At 71.3% G+C, this 20,490-nt stretch carries 17 protein-coding genes and 1 tRNA gene; 12 read left to right on the forward strand and 6 right to left on the reverse strand.

Going from position 1 to position 20,490, the window contains the following annotated elements:
* The first annotated feature begins 1 nt into the window (after nt 1).
* From R9Z33_RS08665 to R9Z33_RS08685, 5 genes are read left to right on the forward strand one after another with little or no spacing between them, the layout of a single operon-like run.
* Nucleotides 2-2,035, forward strand: a complete 2,034-nt coding sequence (locus tag R9Z33_RS08665; RefSeq protein ID WP_318650891.1) for a hydantoinase/oxoprolinase family protein — start codon at nt 2-4, stop codon at nt 2,033-2,035.
* Nucleotides 2,032-3,654: a hydantoinase B/oxoprolinase family protein gene (locus R9Z33_RS08670; protein ID WP_318650892.1), complete on the forward strand. Its 1,623-nt coding sequence runs from the start codon at nt 2,032-2,034 to the stop codon at nt 3,652-3,654. The genes R9Z33_RS08665 and R9Z33_RS08670 overlap by 4 nt, the downstream gene beginning before the upstream one ends.
* Nucleotides 3,651-4,118 (forward strand): MaoC family dehydratase, encoded by a 468-nt coding sequence (locus tag R9Z33_RS08675; RefSeq protein ID WP_318650893.1) that lies wholly within the window; start codon nt 3,651-3,653, stop codon nt 4,116-4,118. The genes R9Z33_RS08670 and R9Z33_RS08675 overlap by 4 nt, the downstream gene beginning before the upstream one ends.
* 46 nt (nt 4,119-4,164) lie before the next feature.
* Nucleotides 4,165-5,145, forward strand: coding sequence for a 3-hydroxyacyl-CoA dehydrogenase family protein (locus R9Z33_RS08680; protein WP_318650894.1), 981 nt, complete (start codon nt 4,165-4,167; stop codon nt 5,143-5,145).
* A complete protein-coding gene (locus R9Z33_RS08685; protein ID WP_318650895.1) occupies nt 5,142-5,903 on the forward strand; it encodes an SDR family NAD(P)-dependent oxidoreductase in 762 nt (253 codons plus the stop codon). Before R9Z33_RS08680 ends, R9Z33_RS08685 begins: the two co-directional genes overlap by 4 nt.
* A 3-nt stretch (nt 5,904-5,906) precedes the next feature.
* On the opposite strand, the gene pdxR is transcribed toward R9Z33_RS08685, so the two are convergent.
* Nucleotides 5,907-7,361 (reverse strand): MocR-like pyridoxine biosynthesis transcription factor PdxR, encoded by a 1,455-nt coding sequence (gene pdxR / locus R9Z33_RS08690; protein WP_318650896.1) that lies wholly within the window; start codon nt 7,359-7,361, stop codon nt 5,907-5,909.
* Nucleotides 7,362-7,470: 109 nt separating this feature from the next.
* Here pdxR and R9Z33_RS08695 point away from each other — a divergent pair, with 109 nt between their 5' ends.
* The 3 genes from R9Z33_RS08695 to R9Z33_RS08705 are packed head-to-tail and all read left to right on the forward strand — an operon-like array spanning nt 7,471 to nt 10,884.
* Complete coding sequence (locus R9Z33_RS08695) at nt 7,471-8,187, forward strand: pyridoxamine 5'-phosphate oxidase family protein (RefSeq protein WP_318650897.1); 717 nt, start codon at nt 7,471-7,473, stop codon at nt 8,185-8,187.
* Entirely contained in the window at nt 8,174-9,580 is a 1,407-nt protein-coding gene (locus R9Z33_RS08700) for an amidase family protein (protein WP_318650898.1), read from the forward strand. The genes R9Z33_RS08695 and R9Z33_RS08700 overlap by 14 nt, the downstream gene beginning before the upstream one ends.
* A gap of 38 nt (nt 9,581-9,618) precedes the next feature.
* On the forward strand, nt 9,619-10,884 hold the full coding sequence (locus R9Z33_RS08705; protein ID WP_318650899.1) for a hypothetical protein: 1,266 nt from the start codon (nt 9,619-9,621) through the stop codon (nt 10,882-10,884).
* Here R9Z33_RS08705 and R9Z33_RS08710 read toward each other — a convergent pair.
* Together R9Z33_RS08710 and R9Z33_RS08715 are read right to left on the reverse strand one after the other, a co-directional pair.
* Nucleotides 10,874-12,199 carry a cytosine deaminase gene (locus tag R9Z33_RS08710; protein WP_318650900.1) on the reverse strand — a complete coding sequence of 442 codons (1,326 nt, stop codon included), beginning with the start codon at nt 12,197-12,199 and terminating at the stop codon, nt 10,874-10,876. The genes R9Z33_RS08705 and R9Z33_RS08710 overlap by 11 nt on opposite strands.
* Nucleotides 12,196-12,786, reverse strand: coding sequence for an ABC transporter substrate-binding protein (locus R9Z33_RS08715; protein ID WP_318650901.1), 591 nt, complete (start codon nt 12,784-12,786; stop codon nt 12,196-12,198). The genes R9Z33_RS08710 and R9Z33_RS08715 overlap by 4 nt, the downstream gene beginning before the upstream one ends.
* Nucleotides 12,787-12,878: 92 nt before the next feature.
* On the opposite strand from R9Z33_RS08715, the gene hpnA reads away from it, so the two are divergent.
* From hpnA to R9Z33_RS08735, 4 genes are all read left to right on the forward strand, one after another.
* Complete coding sequence (hpnA, locus tag R9Z33_RS08720; protein ID WP_318650902.1) at nt 12,879-13,877, forward strand: hopanoid-associated sugar epimerase; 999 nt, start codon at nt 12,879-12,881, stop codon at nt 13,875-13,877.
* Nucleotides 13,874-14,995, forward strand: coding sequence for a glycosyltransferase (locus R9Z33_RS08725; RefSeq protein ID WP_318650903.1), 1,122 nt, complete (start codon nt 13,874-13,876; stop codon nt 14,993-14,995). Before hpnA ends, R9Z33_RS08725 begins: the two co-directional genes overlap by 4 nt.
* A gap of 115 nt (nt 14,996-15,110) precedes the next feature.
* Complete coding sequence (shc, locus tag R9Z33_RS08730; RefSeq protein ID WP_318651629.1) at nt 15,111-17,135, forward strand: squalene--hopene cyclase; 2,025 nt, start codon at nt 15,111-15,113, stop codon at nt 17,133-17,135.
* Nucleotides 17,136-17,222: 87 nt separating this feature from the next.
* Nucleotides 17,223-18,398: a BaiN/RdsA family NAD(P)/FAD-dependent oxidoreductase gene (locus R9Z33_RS08735; RefSeq protein ID WP_318650904.1), complete on the forward strand. Its 1,176-nt coding sequence runs from the start codon at nt 17,223-17,225 to the stop codon at nt 18,396-18,398.
* Between the two features lie 41 nt (nt 18,399-18,439).
* Here the strand turns inward: R9Z33_RS08735 and R9Z33_RS08740 are convergent.
* The 3 genes from R9Z33_RS08740 to R9Z33_RS08750 form a co-directional block, all read right to left on the reverse strand.
* Nucleotides 18,440-18,526, reverse strand: a tRNA-Leu gene (locus R9Z33_RS08740).
* Nucleotides 18,527-18,572: 46 nt separating this feature from the next.
* Complete coding sequence (locus R9Z33_RS08745; protein ID WP_318650905.1) at nt 18,573-20,057, reverse strand: tripartite tricarboxylate transporter permease; 1,485 nt, start codon at nt 20,055-20,057, stop codon at nt 18,573-18,575.
* Entirely contained in the window at nt 20,054-20,482 is a 429-nt protein-coding gene (locus tag R9Z33_RS08750) for a tripartite tricarboxylate transporter TctB family protein (protein ID WP_318650906.1), read from the reverse strand. The genes R9Z33_RS08745 and R9Z33_RS08750 overlap by 4 nt, the downstream gene beginning before the upstream one ends.
* Nucleotides 20,483-20,490 lie beyond the last annotated feature (8 nt).

Below are 20,490 nucleotides of genomic sequence, written 5' to 3' on the forward strand. Positions count from 1 at the left end.
GATGGAGACCCGCCCGGTTCGCATCGCCGTCGATATCGGCGGGACTTTCACCGACCTGCAGATCCTCGATGCGCGCCAGGGCCGGGTCGTCGCCTGGAAGACGCCCACCACGCCGGCCGACCCCTCCGAGGGGCTGATGACCGGCGTGTGCGAGGCCGCGGAGCGCTTCGGCTTCGCGCTCTCCGATGTCGGCATGCTGCTGCATGGCACGACCATCGCGACCAATGCCGTGCTCGAGCGCAAGCTCGCGCGCGGCGTGCTGCTGACCACGGCGGGCTTCGAGGATGTGCTGGAGATCACCCGCCATTTCCGGCGGGACGTGTACGGCCTCGCCCCCGACCCGCTGCCCTGCCTGATCGAGCGCGACATGCGCCTCGGCGTGGCCGAGCGGCTGCGGGCCGATGGCAGCGTGGAGACGCCGCTCGGCGATGTCTCCGCCGTCATCGCGCGGCTGAAGTCCTTGCAGCCCGAGGCCATCGCGATCGGCCTGCTGCACGCCTATGCCAATCCGGCGCATGAACTGGCGCTGCGCGATGCCGTGCGGGCCGCGCTGCCGGATGTGCCGGTCAGCCTCTCCAGCGAGATCAGCCCCGAGATCCGCGAGTATGAGCGGCTTTCCACCACGGTGCTGAACGCGCTGCTCATGCCCGTGGTGCAGCGCTACCTGGCACGGCTGGAGGCGCGGGTGGGGGAGGGCGGCTTCGCGCCGCGCATCTTCCTCGTGCAGTCCAATGGCGGCATGTGCAGCCTGAGGCGCGCGGCGGAACAGCCGGCGCGACTGCTGCTCTCCGGCCCCTCGGGCGGCGCGCTGGCGGCGGAGCGTCTCTCGCGTCGCCTCGCGCGCCCCAACCTCGTCGCCGTGGACATGGGCGGCACCAGCTTCGATGTGAGCGTGGTGCAGGATCACCGCATCGGCCTCGTCACCCAGGGCGAGGTGGACCGGCTGCCGGTGCGCCTGCCCATGGTGGAGATGCGGACCATCGGCGCGGGTGGCGGCTCCATCGCCGCCGTGGATGCCTCGGGCCGCCTCACCGCCGGGCCACGCTCGGCCGGTGCGCGGCCGGGCCCGGTCTGCTACGGGCGGGGCGGCACCCAGCCCACCGTGACCGATGCCAATGCCGTGCTCGGCCGCTTCGACCCGGATTTCTTCCTGGGCGGCGCCATGGCGCTGGAGCTGGACGCGGCGCGCGCCGCCATGGCGCAGCATGTGGGCCAGCCGCTTGGCCTGCCGGTCGAGGAGGCGGCAGAGGGCGTGATGCGCGTCACCAACGTCAACCTCGCCGCCGCCGTGCGGCTTTCGCTGTTCGAGAAGGGGCTGGACCCGCGCGACTTCGCGCTGCTCTCCTTCGGCGGCGCGGGCGGGCTGCACGCCACGGAAGTGGCGGATGAGCTCGGCATCACCGAGGTGATCTTCCCGCGCGAGCCGGGTACTCTCTCCGCCTATGGCATCCTGTTTTCCGACCTGGTGCAGGACCTCGCCCGCTCCCGCCTGCTGCCGGCGGAACCGGCGGCGCTGCCGGCCATCACCGCCGCCATCGCCGAACTCCGCGCCGAGGCGGTGGCGCGGCTGGATGCGGATGGCGTCCCGGAGGAGATGCGCGCCATCGAGGTCTCGGCCGACCTTCGCTATCACGGCCAGGCCTTCGAGCTGCTGGTCCCCTGGCCCGAGGCGCCGGACCTGCCTGCCTTGCTCACCCGCTTCCACGCCGAGCACCGCGCCCGCTTCTCCTACGCGGCCGAGGACGAGAAGGTGGAGATCGTGACGCTGCGCATGTCGGCCATTGGCCGCCTGCCCAAGCCGGCCGAGGCCGCGCCCACGCCGCCCGCCACGCGCACGCCCCCCGGCACGCGCCAGGTCTGGCAGCAGGGTGGCGCGGCCGCTTGGCCGGTCTGGCGGCGCGAGGCGCTGCACGGCGCCGATGTGATCGAAGGCCCGGCCATCGTGGAGGAGGCCTTCGCCACCCATGTCATCTCCGCCGGCTGGCGCGCGGGGCTGGACCCTGAAGGCGCCGTCATCGCGAGGAAAATCGCATGAGCTTGGGACCGATCGAGATCGAGGTCATCCGCAACGCGCTGAACGCCGCGGCGGCCGAGATGGACGTCACCGTCTGGCGCACCAGCCGCAGCACCATCGTGCGCGAACTGCTCGACTACTCCACGGCGGTGTTCGACGCCGAGGGCTGGAACCTCGCGCAATCCGCGCGCATCCCGGGCCATCTGAACTCGATGAGCCACGCGCTGCGCGAGTTGCTGGCGCACCATGTGCCGAGCGGCGAATGGGGCGAGGGCGATGTCGTCATCACCAACGACCCCTATTGCGGCGGCCAGCACCTGCCGGACATCCTGGCCTTCAAGGCGGTGTTCCACGAAGGCCGGCGCATCGCCTTCGTCGGCACGCTCTGCCACCACATTGATGTGGGCGGCCTTGCCGCCGGCAGCTACGCCGCCAAGGCCACCGAGATCTTCCAGGAAGGCCTGCGAATCCCGCCGGTGAAGATCATCGCGAAGGGCGTCCGCAATGACGGCGTCTGGGCGATGATCCGCCAGAACATCCGCAAGCCCGACCTGCTGCTGGGCGACCTCTCCTCGCAGCTTGCGAGCCTCGACGTGGGTGCCACCGCCATCCTGCGCCTCGCCCGCCGCTATGGCGCGGATGCGATGCTGGAAGCGGGCAACCGCATCCTCGCGATGAGCGAGGCCGGCATGCGCGCCGCCATCGCCCGCATGCCCGATGGCACCTATGAGTTCGAGGATTTCCTCGATGATGACGGCATCGCGCTCGGGGTTCCCATCCGCCTGCATGTCGCCGTCACCATCACGGGCGATACGGCGAGCGTGGACCTCTCCGGCTGCGGGCCGCAGGTGGCGGGGCCGACCAATGCGACGCTCGCCAGCACCAATGCGGCGGTCATGTTCTCGCTCATGTGCTGCGCCGATCCCTCGCTGCACATGAGCGCCGGCTGCTACCGCCCGATCAGCGTGGTGGCACCCGAGGGGCTGGTGGTGAATGCGCGCCATCCGGCCCCCGTGGCGCATCGCGTGGCCGTCACGCACCGGCTGCTCAACGCCATGATGGGCGCGCTGCACCAGGCGGTGCCGGACATCATTCCCGCCGCCTATTACGGCAACAGCTACGTCACCACCTTCCAGACGGTCGCCGAGACGCGCGAAGTGCTGGTGGAGATCGAGATCGGCGGCTCGGGCGGGCATCCGGCGAAGGATGGCGTGAACGCCTATGCGTCGGGGATGCACAACAACAGCAACATCCCGATCGAGATGATCGAGGCGCAGATGCCGCTCACCATCATGCGCTACGGGTTGCGCAATGGCAGCGGCGGGGCGGGGCGCTTCCGGGGGGGCTTGGGCCTCATCCGCGAATGGCGCATCGACAGCCCGGCCTGCTTCTTCACCAGCAACATGGACCGCTTCGACCACGCGCCCTATGGCCTGGCCGGCGGCGGCCCGGCGGCCAAGGGTGCGCTGGTGTTGCGACGCGATGGGGTGGAAAGCCCCATCCCGCCCAAGACCGACAACCTGCCACTTCGCGCGGGCGATGTGGTGCGGCTCGAGACCTCGGGCGGCGGCGGCTTCGGCCCGCCCGCCGAGCGCACGCCGGAAGCGGCCGCGCATGACGCCGCGATGGGCTACCTGTGAGTTTCGACCCGCGGGAACATCGCCTGGCGCCGCAGCGCTGGTTCGAGGATTTCACCCTGGGCGAGCAGTTCCGCCTGCCCAGCCGCACCATGACGGAGGCGATCTTCCTCGCCTTCCAGGCCGCCAGCGGCGACAACCACCCGGTGCATTACGACGTGGAGTTCTGCCGCGCGCGCGGCATGCCGCACATGCTGGCGCACGGCTTCCAGGTGCTGATCCAGACGGCGGCCGGGGCGGGGATGCTCCCCTTCATGATCGAGGACAGCCTCAAGGGTTTCCTGGAGCAATCCAGCCGCTTCCTGCACCCGGTATTTGTCGGCGACACGCTCTACGCGACGCTCACCGTGGACGAGCTGACGCCCGGCCGCACCACCGGCGTTCTGGGCCTGGCCTCCACGGTCCATAATCAGGCGGGCGTCTTGGTGATGGACGGAAAGCAGCGCTACCTTCTCCGCAAGCGGTGACATGAGCGGGGGCGATGGCTCTCGGCCGCACCCAGGGAGGACACACATGCCAAAGCAACTCCGCGTCGCCGTCATCGGCGCCGGCACCATGGGCCATGCGCTGGCCCTGGTCTTCGCCATGGGCGGCCATCACGTGCGGTTGACCGATGCCAGCGAAGCCACGCTCGCCCGCGCCCAGGTGCTGATGGAAAAGGCGCTCGCCACGCTGGAGGAGGTGGGCGAGGCGCCCAGGGGCTGGGGCAGCGCGCAGCTTGCCCAGGCCTGCACCCGCCACGCGACGCTGGAGGAATGCGTCGAGGGCGCGGAACTCATCGTCGAGGCCATCGTGGAAAACCCCGAGGCCAAGCGCGACCTCTATGCCCGGCTCGATGCCTGTGCCCCCGCGAATGCGATCTGGGCCAGCAACACGAGCTACTTGGATGTGTTTCCGCTCATGCCCGTGCATCGCCTGAAGCGCGCGCTGATCGCCCATTGGTACACGCCGCCTTATCTGGTGGACCTGGTGGACCTCGTCCCCCATGCCGAGACGGAGGAGGCGGTGCTGCAGGAGGTGAAATCGGTGATCGAGGCGATGGGCAAGGTTCCCATCGTCATGCGGAAATTCATCCCCGGCTACATCGCCAACCGCATCCAGGCCGCCGTCCAGGCCGAGGTGCAGATGCTGATCGATGAGGGCTATGCCACGGCGCAGGAGGTGGATGCGGCGGTGCTGCACGGCATCGGGCTGCGGCTGAACATCATCGGCGTCATGGCCAAGGCGGATTTCACCGGGTTGCCGATGCTGCAGCACGCCTTCCGCAACAAGATGTACACGCCGCCCGAGGACAAGGGCGGCAGCGCCAGCATGGATGCGCTGGTGGCCAAGGGCATGGGCGGCGTGATGGATGGCCGCGGCTATTACGACTGGGAAGGCCGCCCGCCCGCCGAACTCTTCGAGGAGCGCGACCGCAAGCTCATCCAGCTCAAGCAGAGCCTCCGCAAGATCGGCTACATGGCGGGCTTCGACGTGAAGGCGAACAAGGCATGATCACCTACGACCTCAAGGGCAGGACGGCGCTGGTCACGGGTGGCGCCTCCGGCATCGGCCTCGCCACGGTTCGCTTGCTGGCGAAGAATGGCTGCAAGGTCGCCATCAACCACCTGGCCGGTGATCCGCGCGGGATGGAGCAGGTGGCTGCGCTGACCGCCGAGGGCTTCGACGTCATCTCCGCGCCCGGCAATGTCGGCGATGCCGCGGATGGCCCGCGCATGGTGGACCAGGCGGCGGCCGATCTCGGCCGCCTCGACTTTCTCGTGAACAATGCCGGCACGCCGGGCACCCGCACCACCATCAAGCCCACCGAGCTGGACCGGTTGACGGAGGAGCTTTGGGCCGCCGTGATCGAGGTGAACCTGCTCGGCGTGTTTCGCTGTTCCAAGGCGGCTGCGCCGCACCTGAAGAAGACGCGCGGCGCCATCGTGTCGGTCGCCTCCATCGCGGGTATCAACTCGCCCGGCTCCTCCATGGCCTATGGCGCGACCAAGGCGGGCGTGATCTCGCTGACGAAGAACCTCGCGCGCGGGCTGGGGCCGGAGGTGCGCGTGAATGCCATCGCCCCCGGCGCCGTGAATTCCAGCTGGACGGTGGAATGGAGCAACGAGGAACGGGCCAGCTCGATTGATGGCGCGGTCCTCAAGCGCCGCTGCGAGCCGGAGGACCTGGCCGAGGTGATGGTCTTCCTGCTGGCGGGTGCGGCCATGGTGACGGGCCAGACCATCGTGGTGGATGGCGGGCTGACGCTGTAGCGCTTACGCCTTGGTCAGGCACGCGGCGAGCGACTTCGCCGCCCAGCGCAGCGCCCCCGGCTCATGGCCGGTGAAGCCCAGCATCAGCCCCTGCTGCGGCGGCGCGCTCAGATACATGGGGCTGACCGCGCGCGCGATGATGCCACGCGCGGCGGCGGCGGCCGCGACCTCGGTGTCCGCCAGCCCCGGGCGCAGCCGCGCGATCAGCTTCATGCCCTGATCGGGCGGTTCCACGCTCAAGGCATCGCCGCATTCGCGGGCCAGCGCCTCGACCAGCGCATCGCGCGCGATGCGGTAGCGCTGGCGCATGCGGCGCAGATGCTGGGCGAAATGCCCGCCTTCCAGGAAATCGGTGACGACGCCCTCCTGCAGCGTCGCCGGGTGCCAATCGGCCAGCAGCCGCGCCGCCAGCACCGGTTGGAGCAATTCCGCCGGCAGCACGGCATAGCCCAGGCGCAGCCCGGGAAAGAGCACCTTGCTGAAGGTGCCGATATAGATGACGCGCCCGCCCTCATCCACGCCTTGCAGCGACGCCAGGGGACGGCCGGCATAGCGGAACTCGCTGTCGTAGTCGTCCTCGATCACCCAGGCGCCGGAGGCGCGCGCCCAGGCCAGCAGCTCCATCCGCCGCGCCATGGAAAGCGTGACGCCCAGCGGATATTGCGAGGAGGGCGTGACATAGGCGAGCCGCGCATCGGGTGCAGCCGCCACGCCCGCGCCCACCACCAGGCCCTGCCCATCCACCGGCACGGGGATGATGCGGGCACCCGCCGCCGCCATGGCGGCGCGCACGGCGGGGTAGGCCGGGTCCTCCAGCCAGGCGGCGTCGCCCGTCGCCAGCAGCACGCGCAGAACAAGCCCGATCGCCTGTTGCGCGCCGGAGGTGATGACCACCTGTTCCGGCGTGCAGCGCACGGCGCGGGCCGCACCGAGATAGGCCGCGATGGCCGCGCGCAGCGGATGCGCGCCCTGCGGGTCGCCATAGCCGAGCATGCCGGGGTCGGGCGTGTGCAGGCGGCGCAGGGTGAGCTGCCGCCAGATGCGCGCGGTGCGTTCATCCCAGGCGGTACGGCCGGTGTTGAAGGGCGCGGTCCCTGGCTGCGCCATGTTCGGGATGGGCGCCGCCACGGGAGCGGGAATGGGGGGCGTGGCCGTGCTGGGGGCGGGCCGCGCCTCCAGCCCCTCCGGCAGGTCGCGTGAGACATAGCTGCCCGCGCCGGGCCGGCCCGCGATGAAGCCTTCCGCCAGCAGCTGCTCATAGGCCGCGACCACGGTGTTGCGTGCCACGCCCAGTCGCTGCGCCAGCGCGCGCGTGGCCGGCAGTCGCGCGCCCGGCGGCAGCACGCCGCCCAGGATGGCGCGGCGCAGCTCCAGATAGAGCTGGCGCAGCAGCGGCGCGCCGCCCGCGCGGTCGAGGCCGAGCAGCAGCAGGTCCGGCAGGTCGGGTGGGGCGGCCATGCGGCAGGGGAGCGCGGATTGGACCAGTCATGCAAGCCGGAATTGGCTCTCCCCTGGGACCATTCCGCGCGGTGTGATGCCGCCATCACGCATCCCAGGGGGCCATCCCATGACCGATTCCACCCACTTCCCCGTCACCGAGCGCAACAAGGTGCGCCGCCTGCATGAGCGCGGCCGCTACGACCGGGAGAGCGTCTACGCCATCCTCGATGCCGCGATGCTCTGCCACATCGCCTACATCATCGACGGCCAGCCCTATTGCACGCCCACCGCCTTCTGGCGCGAGGGCGACAAGCTCTACTGGCACGGCTCATCCGCCAGCCGCATGCTGCGCGCGCAGAAGCCGGGCCTGCCCGTCTGCCTCACCGTCACGCATCTCGACAGCCTGGTGCTGGCGCGCTGCGGCTTCAACCATTCGGTGGACTACCGCTCGGCCATGTGCTTCGGCCAGGCGCACATCATCGAGGACCTGGACGAGAAGGCGCGTGCGCTGGACCTGATGATCGACCGCTTCTACCCCGGCCGGAACGCCGAGCTGCGCCCCAGCACGACGCAGGAGCTGAAGGCAACCATGGTGGTCGGCATGGAGATCGAGAACGCCTCGGGCAAGATCCGCAGCAAGGGCGTGGGCGATGAGGAGGAAGACTACGCCCTGCCCATCTATGCCGCGCGCTTCCCCGTGACGCAGGTGATCGGCGCGGCCGAGCCCTGCCCGCGCATGCCCGCGGGGGTTCCGGTCCCGGCGGGCCTTGCGGGTTTCACCCCCGGTCGTAGGCTCGATGAGATCATGAGCGAGAGCTACAGAACCACCTATGGCGACAACTGACCTGGCCACCGCTTCGGCGGTCGAACTGGCGGCACTGGTGCGCGGCAAGCGCGCCTCGCCGCTCGAGATCACCGAGGCGGTGCTGGAGCGGATCGCTGCGAAGAACCCGGGCCTCAACGCCTTCGCGGCGCTGGACGAGGAAGGCGCCCGCGCCGCCGCCCGCGCGGCGGAGGTCGCCGTGATGCGTGGCGAGGAACTCGGGCCGCTGCATGGCGTGCCGGCGACGATCAAGGATGTGCAATCCATCGCGGGCCTGCCCACGCGGCGCGGCTCGCGCCTCACGGACCCGGCGCCGGCCGAGGCGGACTCGCCCGTCTCGGCGCGGATGCGCAGGGCGGGCGCCATCCTGCTCGGCAAGACCACCAGCACCGAGCAGGGCTGGACCGCGGTGAGCGACAGCCCGCTCACCGGCAGCACGCATAATCCGTGGATGCACGGGCGCACGGCGGGTGGTTCCTCCTCCGGCGCGGCGGCGCTCTGTGGCGCGGGCTGCGGTCCGCTGCATCTCGGCACGGATGGCGCGGGCTCCATCCGCATCCCCGCGCATTTCTGCGGCGTGGTGGGCTTCAAGCCGACCTATGGTCGCGTGCCCTATGTGCCCGTGCCGAACAATGGCGCGCTCTCCCATGCCGGGCCCATCACGCGCAGCGTGGAGGATGCGAGCCTGATGTTCTCCGTCATCGCGGGGCCTCATCCGCTGGACCACACCACCCTGCCGGATCGCTTCGCGTCCGGGATCGAACCGGGCGGCCTCGCGGGCCTGCGCATCGCCTATAGCCCCGATCTCGGCCATGCCCGCGTGGACCCCGACGTGGCGGTGGCGGTCGCGGAGGCGGTGCGGAAGCTGGAAGGCATGGGTGCGATCGTCGAGCAGGTGACGCCGCCCTGGGGCCCCATGGGCCCCGCGCTGGAGCGCGACATGTGGGGCTTCGGCATGCGCCCCTTCCTGGCGAAGACGCCCGAGGAAGCGGCGCAGATGGACCCCGGCCTTGTCGCCTGCACCGAGGATTATCGCCATTTCGGCTTCATGGACGCGCATGCCGCACAGGGCCGCCGCATCGCCTATGCGGCCCAGGTGAACAGCTGGTTCGAAGCGGCGGGCTTCGACCTGCTGGTGACGCCCAGCGCCTCCGTCGCCGCCTTCGAGGTCGGCCGGCAGATCCCCGCACATTGGCCGCAGCACCCTTGGGACTGGCTCGTCTGGGCGGAATTCTCCTACCCCTTCGACCTTTCGCATGGCCCGGCGATTTCCGTCCCCTGCGGCCTCAGCAAGGAGGGCCTGCCGGTCGGGCTGCAATTCGCGGGGCCGCGCCTCGCCGATGCGCTGGTGCTGCGCGCCGGCGCCGCCTTCCTCGCCGCCCATCCCTTCGAGATCACGCCCGCCCGGGCGTGAGGACGGGCCGCATCATCGCGCCGGATGGATAGCCGCCCATGGACGACCTGGCCGGAGTGATCCTGCGCCTGATCGGCGCCTTTTATGCGGTAGGGGCGGTCTTCGGCCTGCGCCGCTGCGCGATGGACCTGCTGATGACGCGCGCCCTCGCGGCGCTCAGCGCGGCCGATCCGGCCGAGACGCGGGCCGAGGCGCGGCAGATGGCCTTCTACATCGCCCAGATCCTCCTCGTCGGCCTGGGTGGCATCGCGCTGCTGGCCCTGCTCGACCTGGCGCTGCCCATCTTCCTCGCCTCGATCGGGCTGCAGGCGCTCTATGCCTGGGTCATCGGGCCGCGCCTCGGGGATCTCGGTGATCCGCCGGGATCACCCGAGCGGGCGCGGCGGCAAGGGAGCCGGGTGCTCTTCGTCGTCGTGACCTTGCTGGTGGCGGGGGCGGCCCATGCCGGGGTGCTGCGCGGATGGCAGGCGGCGCCCTGGCCGGCGCTGGCCCTGGCGGCGCTGCTCGCGCTCGCCCTGCTCCTCTATGCGGCCCGACTGTTGCGCGGCATGCCAGGGGCGCTGCCGGCCGCCGATCCCGGCGCCTCTCCCCCGATGGAGGAGGCGGGGCCCCTGGATGACGCGCCCGCGCCGCTGCATGACGAACGGCTGCGCACGGCCTCCTTCATCCTCTCTCCATCCTGGAATGAGGGCGGCCTTTTCGAGGCGACCACCCGTCGCCCGGTCTTTTCCGACCTGCCCGAGGACATGCTGACCGAGGCCGACCGGGATGCGATCCGGCATTGGCTCGGCGTGTTCCGCGAGGTGGCCGACCCGGCCGATCCGCGGCGCTGCGGCTTCAGCGCGCCGGACGGCGCGGCCCGCATGGCCAGCGAAGGGCAATGGGTCTTCGAGCAATTGGCCGCGCGCCTCGCCCCTTGCCCGCTGCGCTTCGAGCCGGTGCCCTGGCCGCGCCTCTCCCGCCATGGCGCGACGGCGGTGCGGCTGATGGCGGAACAGCAGATGGACGCACTCTGGCTGTCGGACGGGCAGGGGCAACAGCCCATCAACCCGCAGGAATTCGGCCTCTCCTGGAAACTCGCGCTCGACATCCATGTCTGGGCGCTGGATTTTGACGCGGGGACCGGATGGGACGGGCCGGATGGCGCGCCGCGCTGGACCGAGGCCGAGGCGGCGGCGCATGAGGCCGAGGGGCTGCGCCTGGCACAGCGCCTGGCGCTGGAATTGGCGGCCACGGGCCGCGGCCACCTGCCCGTCAGCTTCTGGTCGGAGAGCGAAGTGCGGGCGATCCCGATCAGGCCGTGACGAAGGCGTCCAGCTCACGCCAATCGGGCGGCGTCGCGTCGCTCACGCGCCCCCCGCGTAGCACCACCCGGTCGGATTGCGGGCGGGAGAGCAGTTCCGTCATGTGCCGTGCGTGGAACAGCACGACATCGGCCGGCGCGCCCACGCGGAGCTGGCCCGCTTCGAGGCCCATGGCCGCCGCCGGCTCCGCCGTCACCGCGCGCGGCCAGTCGGCGAAGGGGTGGTCGAGATGCAGGATGCGCGTGGCCTCGCGATAGACTTCCAGCATGTCGAGGTCGCCATAGGCATAGAAGCCATCGCGCGTGTTGTCCGAGGCGAGCGAGACGGGAATCCCCGCCGCCCGCATCTCCTGCACCAGTGTCACGCCCCGCCAGCGCGGCGTGCGGCCCGGCGCGCGGTCCTGGAGATACATGTTGCACATGGGCAGGACGACGACGCGCATGCCCGCCTCGGCCATGAGCGCGATCGTTTCGCGCTGATGCGCCTCGGGCTGCAGGGTGAGCGCGCAGCAATGGCCCACCTGGATGCGGCCCCTGAACCGGCGGCGCAGCGCGGTGGCGGCGATCTCGCGCAGGGCGCGCGCGCCGGTCTCGCCGCTCTCGTCCACATGCAGGTCGAGGTCGAGGCCACGCGCCTCGGCCAGGGCGAAGAAGTGGTCCAGCATGGGCTGGAAATCGGCGGGCAGGGGCGCTGCGAAATCCCCGGCGAGGCGCGTGACCATGCCGAGCACGCCGCCCGATTGCGCCACGATATCGGCCAGCGCCTCGCCCTCCGCGCCGAGAAAGCGCTCGAGCGGCGCGATGGAGCAGAGCTGCAGCGTGATCCGCCCGGCCCAGGCCGCGCGCAGCCGGGTGAAGAGCGGCCAGCTCATCCGCGCCAGCGGCAGGTAGCTGTCCAGATGGGTGCGGATCGCCGTGGTGCCGTGTGCGAAGGCCGCGCGCAGGGCGAAATCGGCGCGGGCCTCCATCTCGGCCTCGGCCCAATGGGCGTCCCGGTCTTCCATGACGGAGCGGACGGCGCCGGCGAAATCGCCCGTGGGATTGGGCGCGCGCTGCCAGATCTGGCCCTTGTCCAGATGGGTGTGGGCGTCCACGAAGCCGGGCCAGAGCTGGCCGCCCTCCAGGCTCGGCGCATCCGGCGGCGCGGTGCCGAGGGGGGCGATGGCGGCGATGCGCCCATCCTCCACGCGAAGATCGAGGCGCAGCAGCCCCTCGGCATCCATCGGGCCGGGTGGGGTCGCAACCAGCGCGGCGGGCGCGCGGGCATCGCGCAGCCAGAAGCGCGCGCCCTGGATGCGGGAGGCGAGGGGCCTCACCCGCCCAGCAGCCGCGCCGTCCGCGCCTGCAATTCGCGGGTGACGCGCTCAGCCCCGCCCTCGCGGATCAGCGTGGTGAATTCGGCGCGGCGGGAGGCCAGCTCGCTGATCGTGCCCGTCAGATAGATGTCCACGATGCGGGGCGGATTGCCGCGCAGCAGGTAGGAGAGCAGGACCGGTTCCTGCCCGCCGGTGCGGTTCAGCGTGGTCCGCACCAGCGTATCGCCATTGGGCTGGGTCTGGGTGCCGGTGGTGGCGAAGCTCTCGCCCGAGAAGCCGTCGAAGCGCGCGGCATAGGTGGCGATGGACCAGCGGGTGAAGGCCTCGGTCAGCGCGGCTTGGTCGGCGGGTGAAAACCCGGTCCAGGGCGGGCCGACGGCGATACGCGTCATCGCCGCCAGGTCGAAGGCCTGGGACATGACGGGGCCCAGGCGGTCGAAGCGGCCGCGCACGCCCAGGCGCTGCGCGTCGCGCATCACGCCGAGGAGCGCGGCATGGAAGCGCTCCACCACCTCCGTCGCAGCGGATTGCGCCAGGGCGGGCAGGGGGGCCAGCGGGGTGAGCAGCAGGATTCGGCGAGCGATCATGGGCCGCCTATAGCCGTTCGGGGCCGCGGGCGGAATCGCCAAGCGGCCGCGCCGCATCTGGACCGCGGGCGGCGCCTCGGCCACAAGGCCGCATGCCGCCCACCACCATCCTGCTGACCGGCGCCACCGGCTTCCTTGGCGCCTCCCTCGCCCGCGCACTGCTCGCCCAGGGGCATGCGGTGCGCGCCTTGGTGCGCCCCCAGGCGCCGCGCAAGGGGCTGGAGGGGCTGGATATTTCCTATGCCCTCGGCACCGTCACCGACCAGAAGAGCCTGATCTACGCCATGGCGGGCGTCGGCGGCGTGATCCATGCGGCGGCCGATTACCGCATCTTCGTCCCCAATCCCGGGCAGATGCGCGAGACCAATGTGATCGGCACGGCGGCGGTGATGCAGGCCGCACTCGAGGCCGGCGTGCCGCGCATCGTCCATGTCTCCTCGGTCGCCACGCTGCGCCCGCGCGCCGACGGCACCCCGGCGACGGAAGCGGACGCCGCCACGCCCGAGGAAGCGATCGGCCCCTACAAGCGCAGCAAGACCGAGGCCGAGCGCGTGGTGGAGGCGATGGTGGAGCGCGGTGGCCTGCCCGCCGTCATCGTGAACCCCTCCACCCCGATCGGCCCCTATGACGTGCGGCCGACGCCGACCGGCCGCGTCATCCTCGAAGCCGCGCTGGGCCGCATGCCGGCCTATGTGGAGACCGGGCTGAACCTCGTCCATGTCGCGGATTGCGCGGCGGGGGTGGTGGCCGCCCTCGACCATGGCACGCCCGGCGAGCGGCACATCCTGGGCGGCCAGGATGTGAGCCTGGCCGAGATGCTGCGCTTCATCGCGGCCGAGCGCGGCCACCGCCCGCCCATCCGCCTGCCCCGCGCGCCGCTCTTCCCGCTCGCCTGGATGGCGGAGACCATGGCGCGCTTCACGGGCAAGGAGCCGATGCTGACGCTCGACGGGCTGCGCATGGCCGGCCACCACATGTTCTTCTCGGCCGAGAAGGCGAAGCGCGTGCTGGGCTTCCAGGCCCGCCCCTGGCAGGAGGGCGTGCGCGACGCCATCGCCTGGTTCGAGCAGGCGGGGATGCTGAAGAAATGATCTGGCTGGCCTTGGCCGCCGCCATCGCCTGGGCCGTGCTGCTGCTCGGGCGTGGGATGTTCTGGCGCGCCCGCGACGATGACCGCGACGCCGCCCGCCTGCCGGCCCCCGCCCATTGGCCCGAGGTGCAGATCATCATCCCCGCGCGCGACGAGGCCGAAACCATCGGCGCCACCGTGCGAAGCCTCGCGCGGCAGGATTATCCGGGGCGCTTTTCCATCCTCGTCGTGAATGACCGCAGCCGGGATGCGACCGGCGCGCTGGCCCGCGCCGCCGGCGCCGAGGTGCTGGAGGGGCAGGGCCGGGCGCCCGGCTGGTCCGGCAAGCTCTACGCCCTGCAGCAGGGCCTCCAGGTGGTGGCGGGGCGGGGGCACGAATTCCTGCTCTTCACCGATGCCGACATCACCCACGCGCCGGACAGCCTGCGCCGCCTGGTGCAGCGGGCCGAGGCGGGGGGGCTGGACCTCGTCTCGCTCATGGCGCGGCTGCGTTGCGAGAGCTGGGCCGAGCGCTGGATGATCCCGGCCTTCGTCTTCTTCTTCCAGATGCTCTACCCCTTCCGCTGGTCCAACGACCCGGCGGCCCGCACCGCGGCAGCGGCGGGGGGCTGCGTGCTGCTGCGGCGCGATGCCTTCGAGGCGCGGGGCGGCCTGGCGCCCATCCGTGGGCGCATCATCGATGATTGCGCCCTGGCCGGGCTGATGAAGTCCGGCGGCTCGGCCATCTGGCTGGGCCTGACCGAGCGCGTGCGGTCCGAGCGGGCCTATGAGGGCATGGGCACGATCCGCGCCATGGTGGCCCGCACCGCCTATGCGCAGCTCGGCTACAACCCGGCCCTGCTGCTGGGCATGGTGCTCGCCATGGGGCTGGTCTTCCTGGCGCCGCCGCTGCTCGCGCTCTTCGCCACGGGGGCGGCGAAGTGGCTGGGCCTGGCCGCCTGGTGCGCCATGGTGGTGGCCTTCACGCCCATGCTGCGCCGCTTCGGCCTGGCGGCGGAGCGGGCCATCCTCCTCCCGCTCATCGCGCTGGCCTATCTTGTCTTCACCCTCGATTCCGCCTGGGCGGAATGGCGCGGCCGGGGTGGGGTCTGGAAGGGCGAGGCCTTGTCGCGCGAATGAAGTCGGGGCAACACACGCGCTTGCACCCTTCCGGCATGGGCCCGAAATGCCCTATCGGAAGGGTCAAGAGATTCGCTTCCGGACCAGGAGCAAGGGATATCGCGACTTGAACATCATGCCGAACCTGACATCGGGGGCGCCCGCGCACCCGAATGCGGGGCATGACGGGCAGGCCGGTGACCCGCTGGACCGGGCGGTGGCCGCCGCCGCGCGCCACCTGCTCCAGCGCCAGCGCCCTGACGGCCACTGGGTCTTCGAGCTGGAGGCGGATGCGACCATCCCCTCCGAATACCTCATGCTGCACCACTTCTTCGGCCATGTTCAGCCGGAGAAGGAGGCGCGGATCGGCCGCTACCTGCGCCGCATCCAGGCCGAGCAGCGGGCCAATGCCGGCGGTGGCTGGCCGCTCTTCCATGGCGGGCCGCTCGACATCTCCTGCTCGGTGAAGGCCTATCTGGCGCTGCGCCTGATCGGCGACGCGCCGGATGCGCCGCACATGATCGAGGCGCGGGACGCCATCCTCGCCGCCGGCGGGGCCGAGCGCAGCAATGTCTTCACCCGGGCGGCGCTCGCGCTGTTCGGCGCGGTGCCCTGGCGCGCCGTGCCGATGATGCCGCCCGAGATCATGCTGCTGCCGCGCTGGTTCCCCTTCCATGTCAGCAAGATCAGCTACTGGGCACGGACCGTGCTGGTGCCGCTCACCGTCGTCATGGCGCGCCGCCCGGCGGCGCAGAACCCGCGCGGCGTGACCATTGACGAGCTGTTCCGCACGCCGCCCGAGCAGGTGAAGGACTGGCCCGGCGGCGCCCACCAGGCCGAGCCCTGGGCCTCCCTCTTCAAGGCGCTGGACGGCGCCCTGCACCGCGCCCGCATGCTCTTCCCGCGCAACCACCGCGCCCGCGCCGAGGAGGCCTGCGAACGCTTCGTGACCGAGCGGCTGAACGGCGAGGACGGCCTGGGCGCCATCTACCCCGCCATGGCCAATGCGGTGCTGATGTATCACTGCCTGGGGGTCGCCCAGGATGACCCGCGCATGATCACCGCCTGGGCCGCGATCGAGAAGCTGGTCGAGGAACGCGGCCCACAGGGAGAGCTGGGGGAGACCTATGTCCAGCCCTGCCTCTCGCCGGTCTGGGACACGGCGCTGGTCAGCCACGCGCTGCTGGAGGCGGGCGGCGAGGCCGAGCGCGAGGCGGTGGGCCGTGGCCTCGATTGGCTGCTGTCCAAGGAAATCCGCGATGTGCGCGGCGACTGGGCCTGGAAGCGGCCCAATCTCGAGCCCGGCGGCTGGGCCTTCCAGTATGAGAACGCGCATTACCCGGATGTGGACGACACCGCCGTGGTGGTGCTGGCCATGGACCGCTACCGCGCCACGGCGCCCGCCGACACCGGCCTCGACGGCGCCATCCAGCGCGCGACGGACTGGACGGTGGGCATGCAGTCGCGCGGCGGCGGCTGGGGCGCCTTCGACGCCGACAACACCTTCCACTACCTGAACCACATTCCCTTCGCCGACCACGGCGCGCTGCTCGACCCGCCCACGGCGGACGTGTCGGGCCGCTGCCTCGCCATGCTGGCGCAGCTCGGCCGGGGCGAGGACGCCGCCTCCAAGGCCGCCATCGAATATCTGCTGCGCGAGCAGGAGGCCGATGGCTCCTGGTATGGCCGCTGGGGTGTCAACTACATCTACGGCACCTGGTCCGCCGTCACCGCGCTGAACGCCGCCGGCCTGCCGCCCGAGCATGACGCGATGCGCCGCGCCGCGGGTTGGCTGGTCAAGAACCAGAACCCCGATGGCGGCTGGGGCGAGGATGGCATGAGCTATCCCGCGCGCGGCGGCACGCGGCCCGATCCGCGCGTGCCCGCCCCTTCCTCCGCCAGCCAGACGGCCTGGGGCATGCTGGCGCTGATGGCTTGCGGCGAGGCAGGGCACGAGGCAGTGAGCCGCGCGGCCGCTTGGCTCATGGAGCGGCAGAAGGAGGATGGCGACTGGCCGGAGGAGGACTACACGGGGACCGGCTTCCCGCGCGTGTTCTACCTTCGCTACCACGGCTACCGCCGGATCTTTCCGCTCTGGGCGCTGGCGCGGCTGCGCAACCTGCGCGCGTCCAACACCCGGCGTGTGAGCTACGGGCTTTGACGAACGGAGGGGCTGCGCCCCTCGAACCTGGCAAGGTGAGAACCTGCTTGGTTTTCATCAGGTTCCTGCAACTCCGACCAGGGTTCCATGAACGCCTTTGACGTCCTGATCATCGGTGCCGGCGCCGCCGGGCTCATGGCCGCCATCCGGGCGGGGCAGCGCGGGCGGCGCGTGCTGGTGCTCGACCATGCCGAAGCCCCGGGCAAGAAGATCCTCATCTCGGGCGGCGGGCGCTGCAACTTCACCAACCGCGACATCCGGCCCGAACGCTTTCTCTCCGCCAATCCCGCCTTCGCCCGCTCGGCCCTCGCGCGCTACACGGCGCGGGATTTCCTCGCGCTGATCGAGAAGCACCGCATCGCCTGGCACGAGAAGACGCTGGGGCAGCTCTTCTGCGACGGCTCGGCCCGGCAGGTGGTGGCCATGCTGCTGGCCGAAGCCGAGGCGGTGGGCGTGGAGATCCGGCTGGAGACGCGCGTCACCGACATCACGCGCGGCACCGACTTCACCGTGACCACCGATCGCGGCGCCTTCACCGCGGCCGCGCTGGTGCTGGCGACGGGCGGCCTCTCCATCCCCAAGATGGGCGCCACCGGCTTCGCCTATGACGTGGCGAAGCGCTTCGGGCTCGGCCTCGTGGAGCGCCGTCCCGGCCTCGTCCCCTTTGCCTTCGGCGGCGAGGAACTGGCGCTGATGCAGCCGCTGGCCGGCGTCTCCCTGCCCATCCTGGCGCGGGCGGGCGGGGCGAAATTCCCGGAGGCGATGCTCTTCACCCATCGCGGCCTCTCGGGGCCCGCAATCCTGCAGATCAGCTCCTACTGGCATCCGGGCGAGGCCATCACGCTCGACCTTCTGCCGGGGCAGGATGCGATCTCCCTGCTGCTGGCGGCCAAGCGCGCCCGCCCCAAGGCGGAACCCCGCACGGCGCTGGGCGAGCTGCTGCCCGCGCGCCTGGCCCAGGCCCTGGCCGAGCGGCATCTGCCGGGGATGCGGATGGCCGACCTGCCGGACCGCGCGCTGACGGGCCTCGCCAACCTGCTCAAATCCTGGCGCCTGACGCCCGCGACGACGGAGGGCTACGCCAAGGCGGAGGTCACGCTCGGCGGCGTGGACACGGCCGCGCTCTCGCAGCAGACGATGATGGCCAAGGCCGTGCCCGGGTTGTTCGTGGTGGGCGAGGCGGTGGACGTGACCGGCTGGCTCGGCGGCTACAATTTCCAGTGGGCCTGGGCGAGCGGTTGGGCGGCGGGGGAAGCTGCCTAGGCGGCGCCTTGGGTTGGCGGGCGGCGAGGCGCCAGACGGAATGGTGCGGGCGGTCGGAATCGAACCGACACTCTGTCACCAGAACCGGATTTTGAGTCCGGCGCGTCTACCAGTTCCACCACGCCCGCGTGCTGCCAGTCCTACACGCCAGGGCGGCGCGCTTCAACACCCCGGTCAGGCCACGCGGCGGCGCGCGAGCAGCGGCCAGAGCAGCGCGCCCAGCGTCATCGCCCAGAGCGCGATGGAAACCGGCGAGGCCAGCAGCGCCATCACATCCCCATCCGAGAGCGACATGGCGCGGCGCAGATTGTCCTCCAGCATGCGCCCCAGCACGAAGCCGAGGATGATCGGCACCAGCGGCACATCCAGCTTGCGGAACACCCAGCCCATGATGCCGAAGCCGATGGCGAGAAGCAGGTCGAACGCCGAATTGCTGGCCGCATAGACGCCCGCGAAGCTGAGCGCGAGCACGCCCGGGTAAAGCACCCAGGCCGGCACGGTGAGCAGCCGCGCGAAGATGCCGACCAGCGGGAGGTTCAGCAGCAGCAGCATGCAGTTGCCGATATACATGGAGGCGATGAGCCCCCAGGCCACCTCGGGCTTCTGCTCGAACAGCAGGGGCCCCGGGGTGATGTTGTACATCAGCAGCGCGCCGAGCAGCACGGCGGTGGTGCCTGAGCCCGGAATGCCGAGCGAGAGCATGGGCACGAGGTTGCCGATCTGCGCCGCGTTGTCCGCCGTCTCGGGTGCGGCCACGCCGCGCATGTCGCCCTGGCCGAGTTTTCCGTTCGTCTCGTTGAGCCGCTTCTCGGCCGTGTAGGAGAGGGCGCTGGCAACGGAAGCGCCGGCGCCCGGCAGCACGCCGATGACGAAGCCGATGCCGGTCGCGCGGAACATGGCGGGGATGCAGAAGAGGATCTCGGCGAAGGTCAGGCGCTGGCCGTGGCCGAGCTTCGCGGCCTCGGCGCGGATGCGGGTCTCGATCAGCAGCAGGATCTCGCCGATGGCGAAGAGCCCGATGGCGAGCACGGTGAAGTCGAGCCCGCCCAGCAATTCCATCGAGCCGCCGGTGTAGCGCTCGACCCCCGTGCCGGAATCGATGCCGATCATGGCGAGCAGGATGCCGAGGCACCCCGCCGCCCAGGCCTTGGGCGCGGAGCCGCCGCCGACGGCGCCCAGGAGCGAGAGCGCGAAGGCGATCAGCGCGACATAATCCGCCGGCGAGAAGGCGACGGCGACGCGCGCGAGCGGCACCGAGAGGAAGCTCATCAGCACGACCGCGATGGTCGCGCCCACGAAGCTGCCGATGCCCGAGATGGCGAGCGCCGCGCCCCCGCGCCCCTGCTTGGCGAGCGGATGCCCATCCAGCGTGGTCAGCACCGCCGAGGGCTCGCCCGGCATGTTCAGCAGGATCGCCGTGATCCGCCCGCCATAGCCCGAGCCGTAATAGACCGCGGCCAGCAGGATCAGCGCCGATTCCGGCGGCAGCTTCAGCGCCAGGCAGAAGGGCAGCAGCAGCGCGATGGCATTGAGCGGCCCGATGCCCGGCAGCACGCCGATGGCGGTGCCGATGATGCAGCCGATCAGCGCGAGGAAGAGGTTGGTGGGCTGGAGCGCCACGGCGAAGCCGCCGCCGAGCGCCGCAAAGGTTTCCATCATGCGCCGAGGAATCCTTTCGGCAGCGGCAGGTCCAGCACGCGGTCGAACAGCGCCCAGAGCACCGCACTGGTAAGGAGCCCGGTGCCGATGGCGGCGAGCGGCCGTGCACCGAACAGCAGCGCCACGCCGATCGCCAGCAGCGCCGTTGCCACCAGGAAGCCGAGCGGGACCAGCAGCAGCGCATAGCCCGCCATGACCAGGACCAGCAGCGGCGGCGCGGCCAGGCGCTCGGGCCGCTCGAAGGCGGGCCCGCGCGGGATGAGCAGCAGCGCGCCACACAGCCCCATCAGCAGTGCGACCGTCGTGGGGAAGGCACGCGGGCCCAGCGGGTCGGCCGCGAAGGGCACTTCGAGCGACTGCGCCGACCAGATGGCGAGCGCCGCCAGCGCCATCAGCGCGAGGCCGAGCGCGCGCCCGGCGGTCATGGCCTGCC

Origin of the sequence: Sediminicoccus rosea (assembly GCF_033547095.1) — a bacterium.
Taxonomy (GTDB): Bacteria; Pseudomonadota; Alphaproteobacteria; order Acetobacterales; family Acetobacteraceae; genus Roseococcus; species Roseococcus rosea.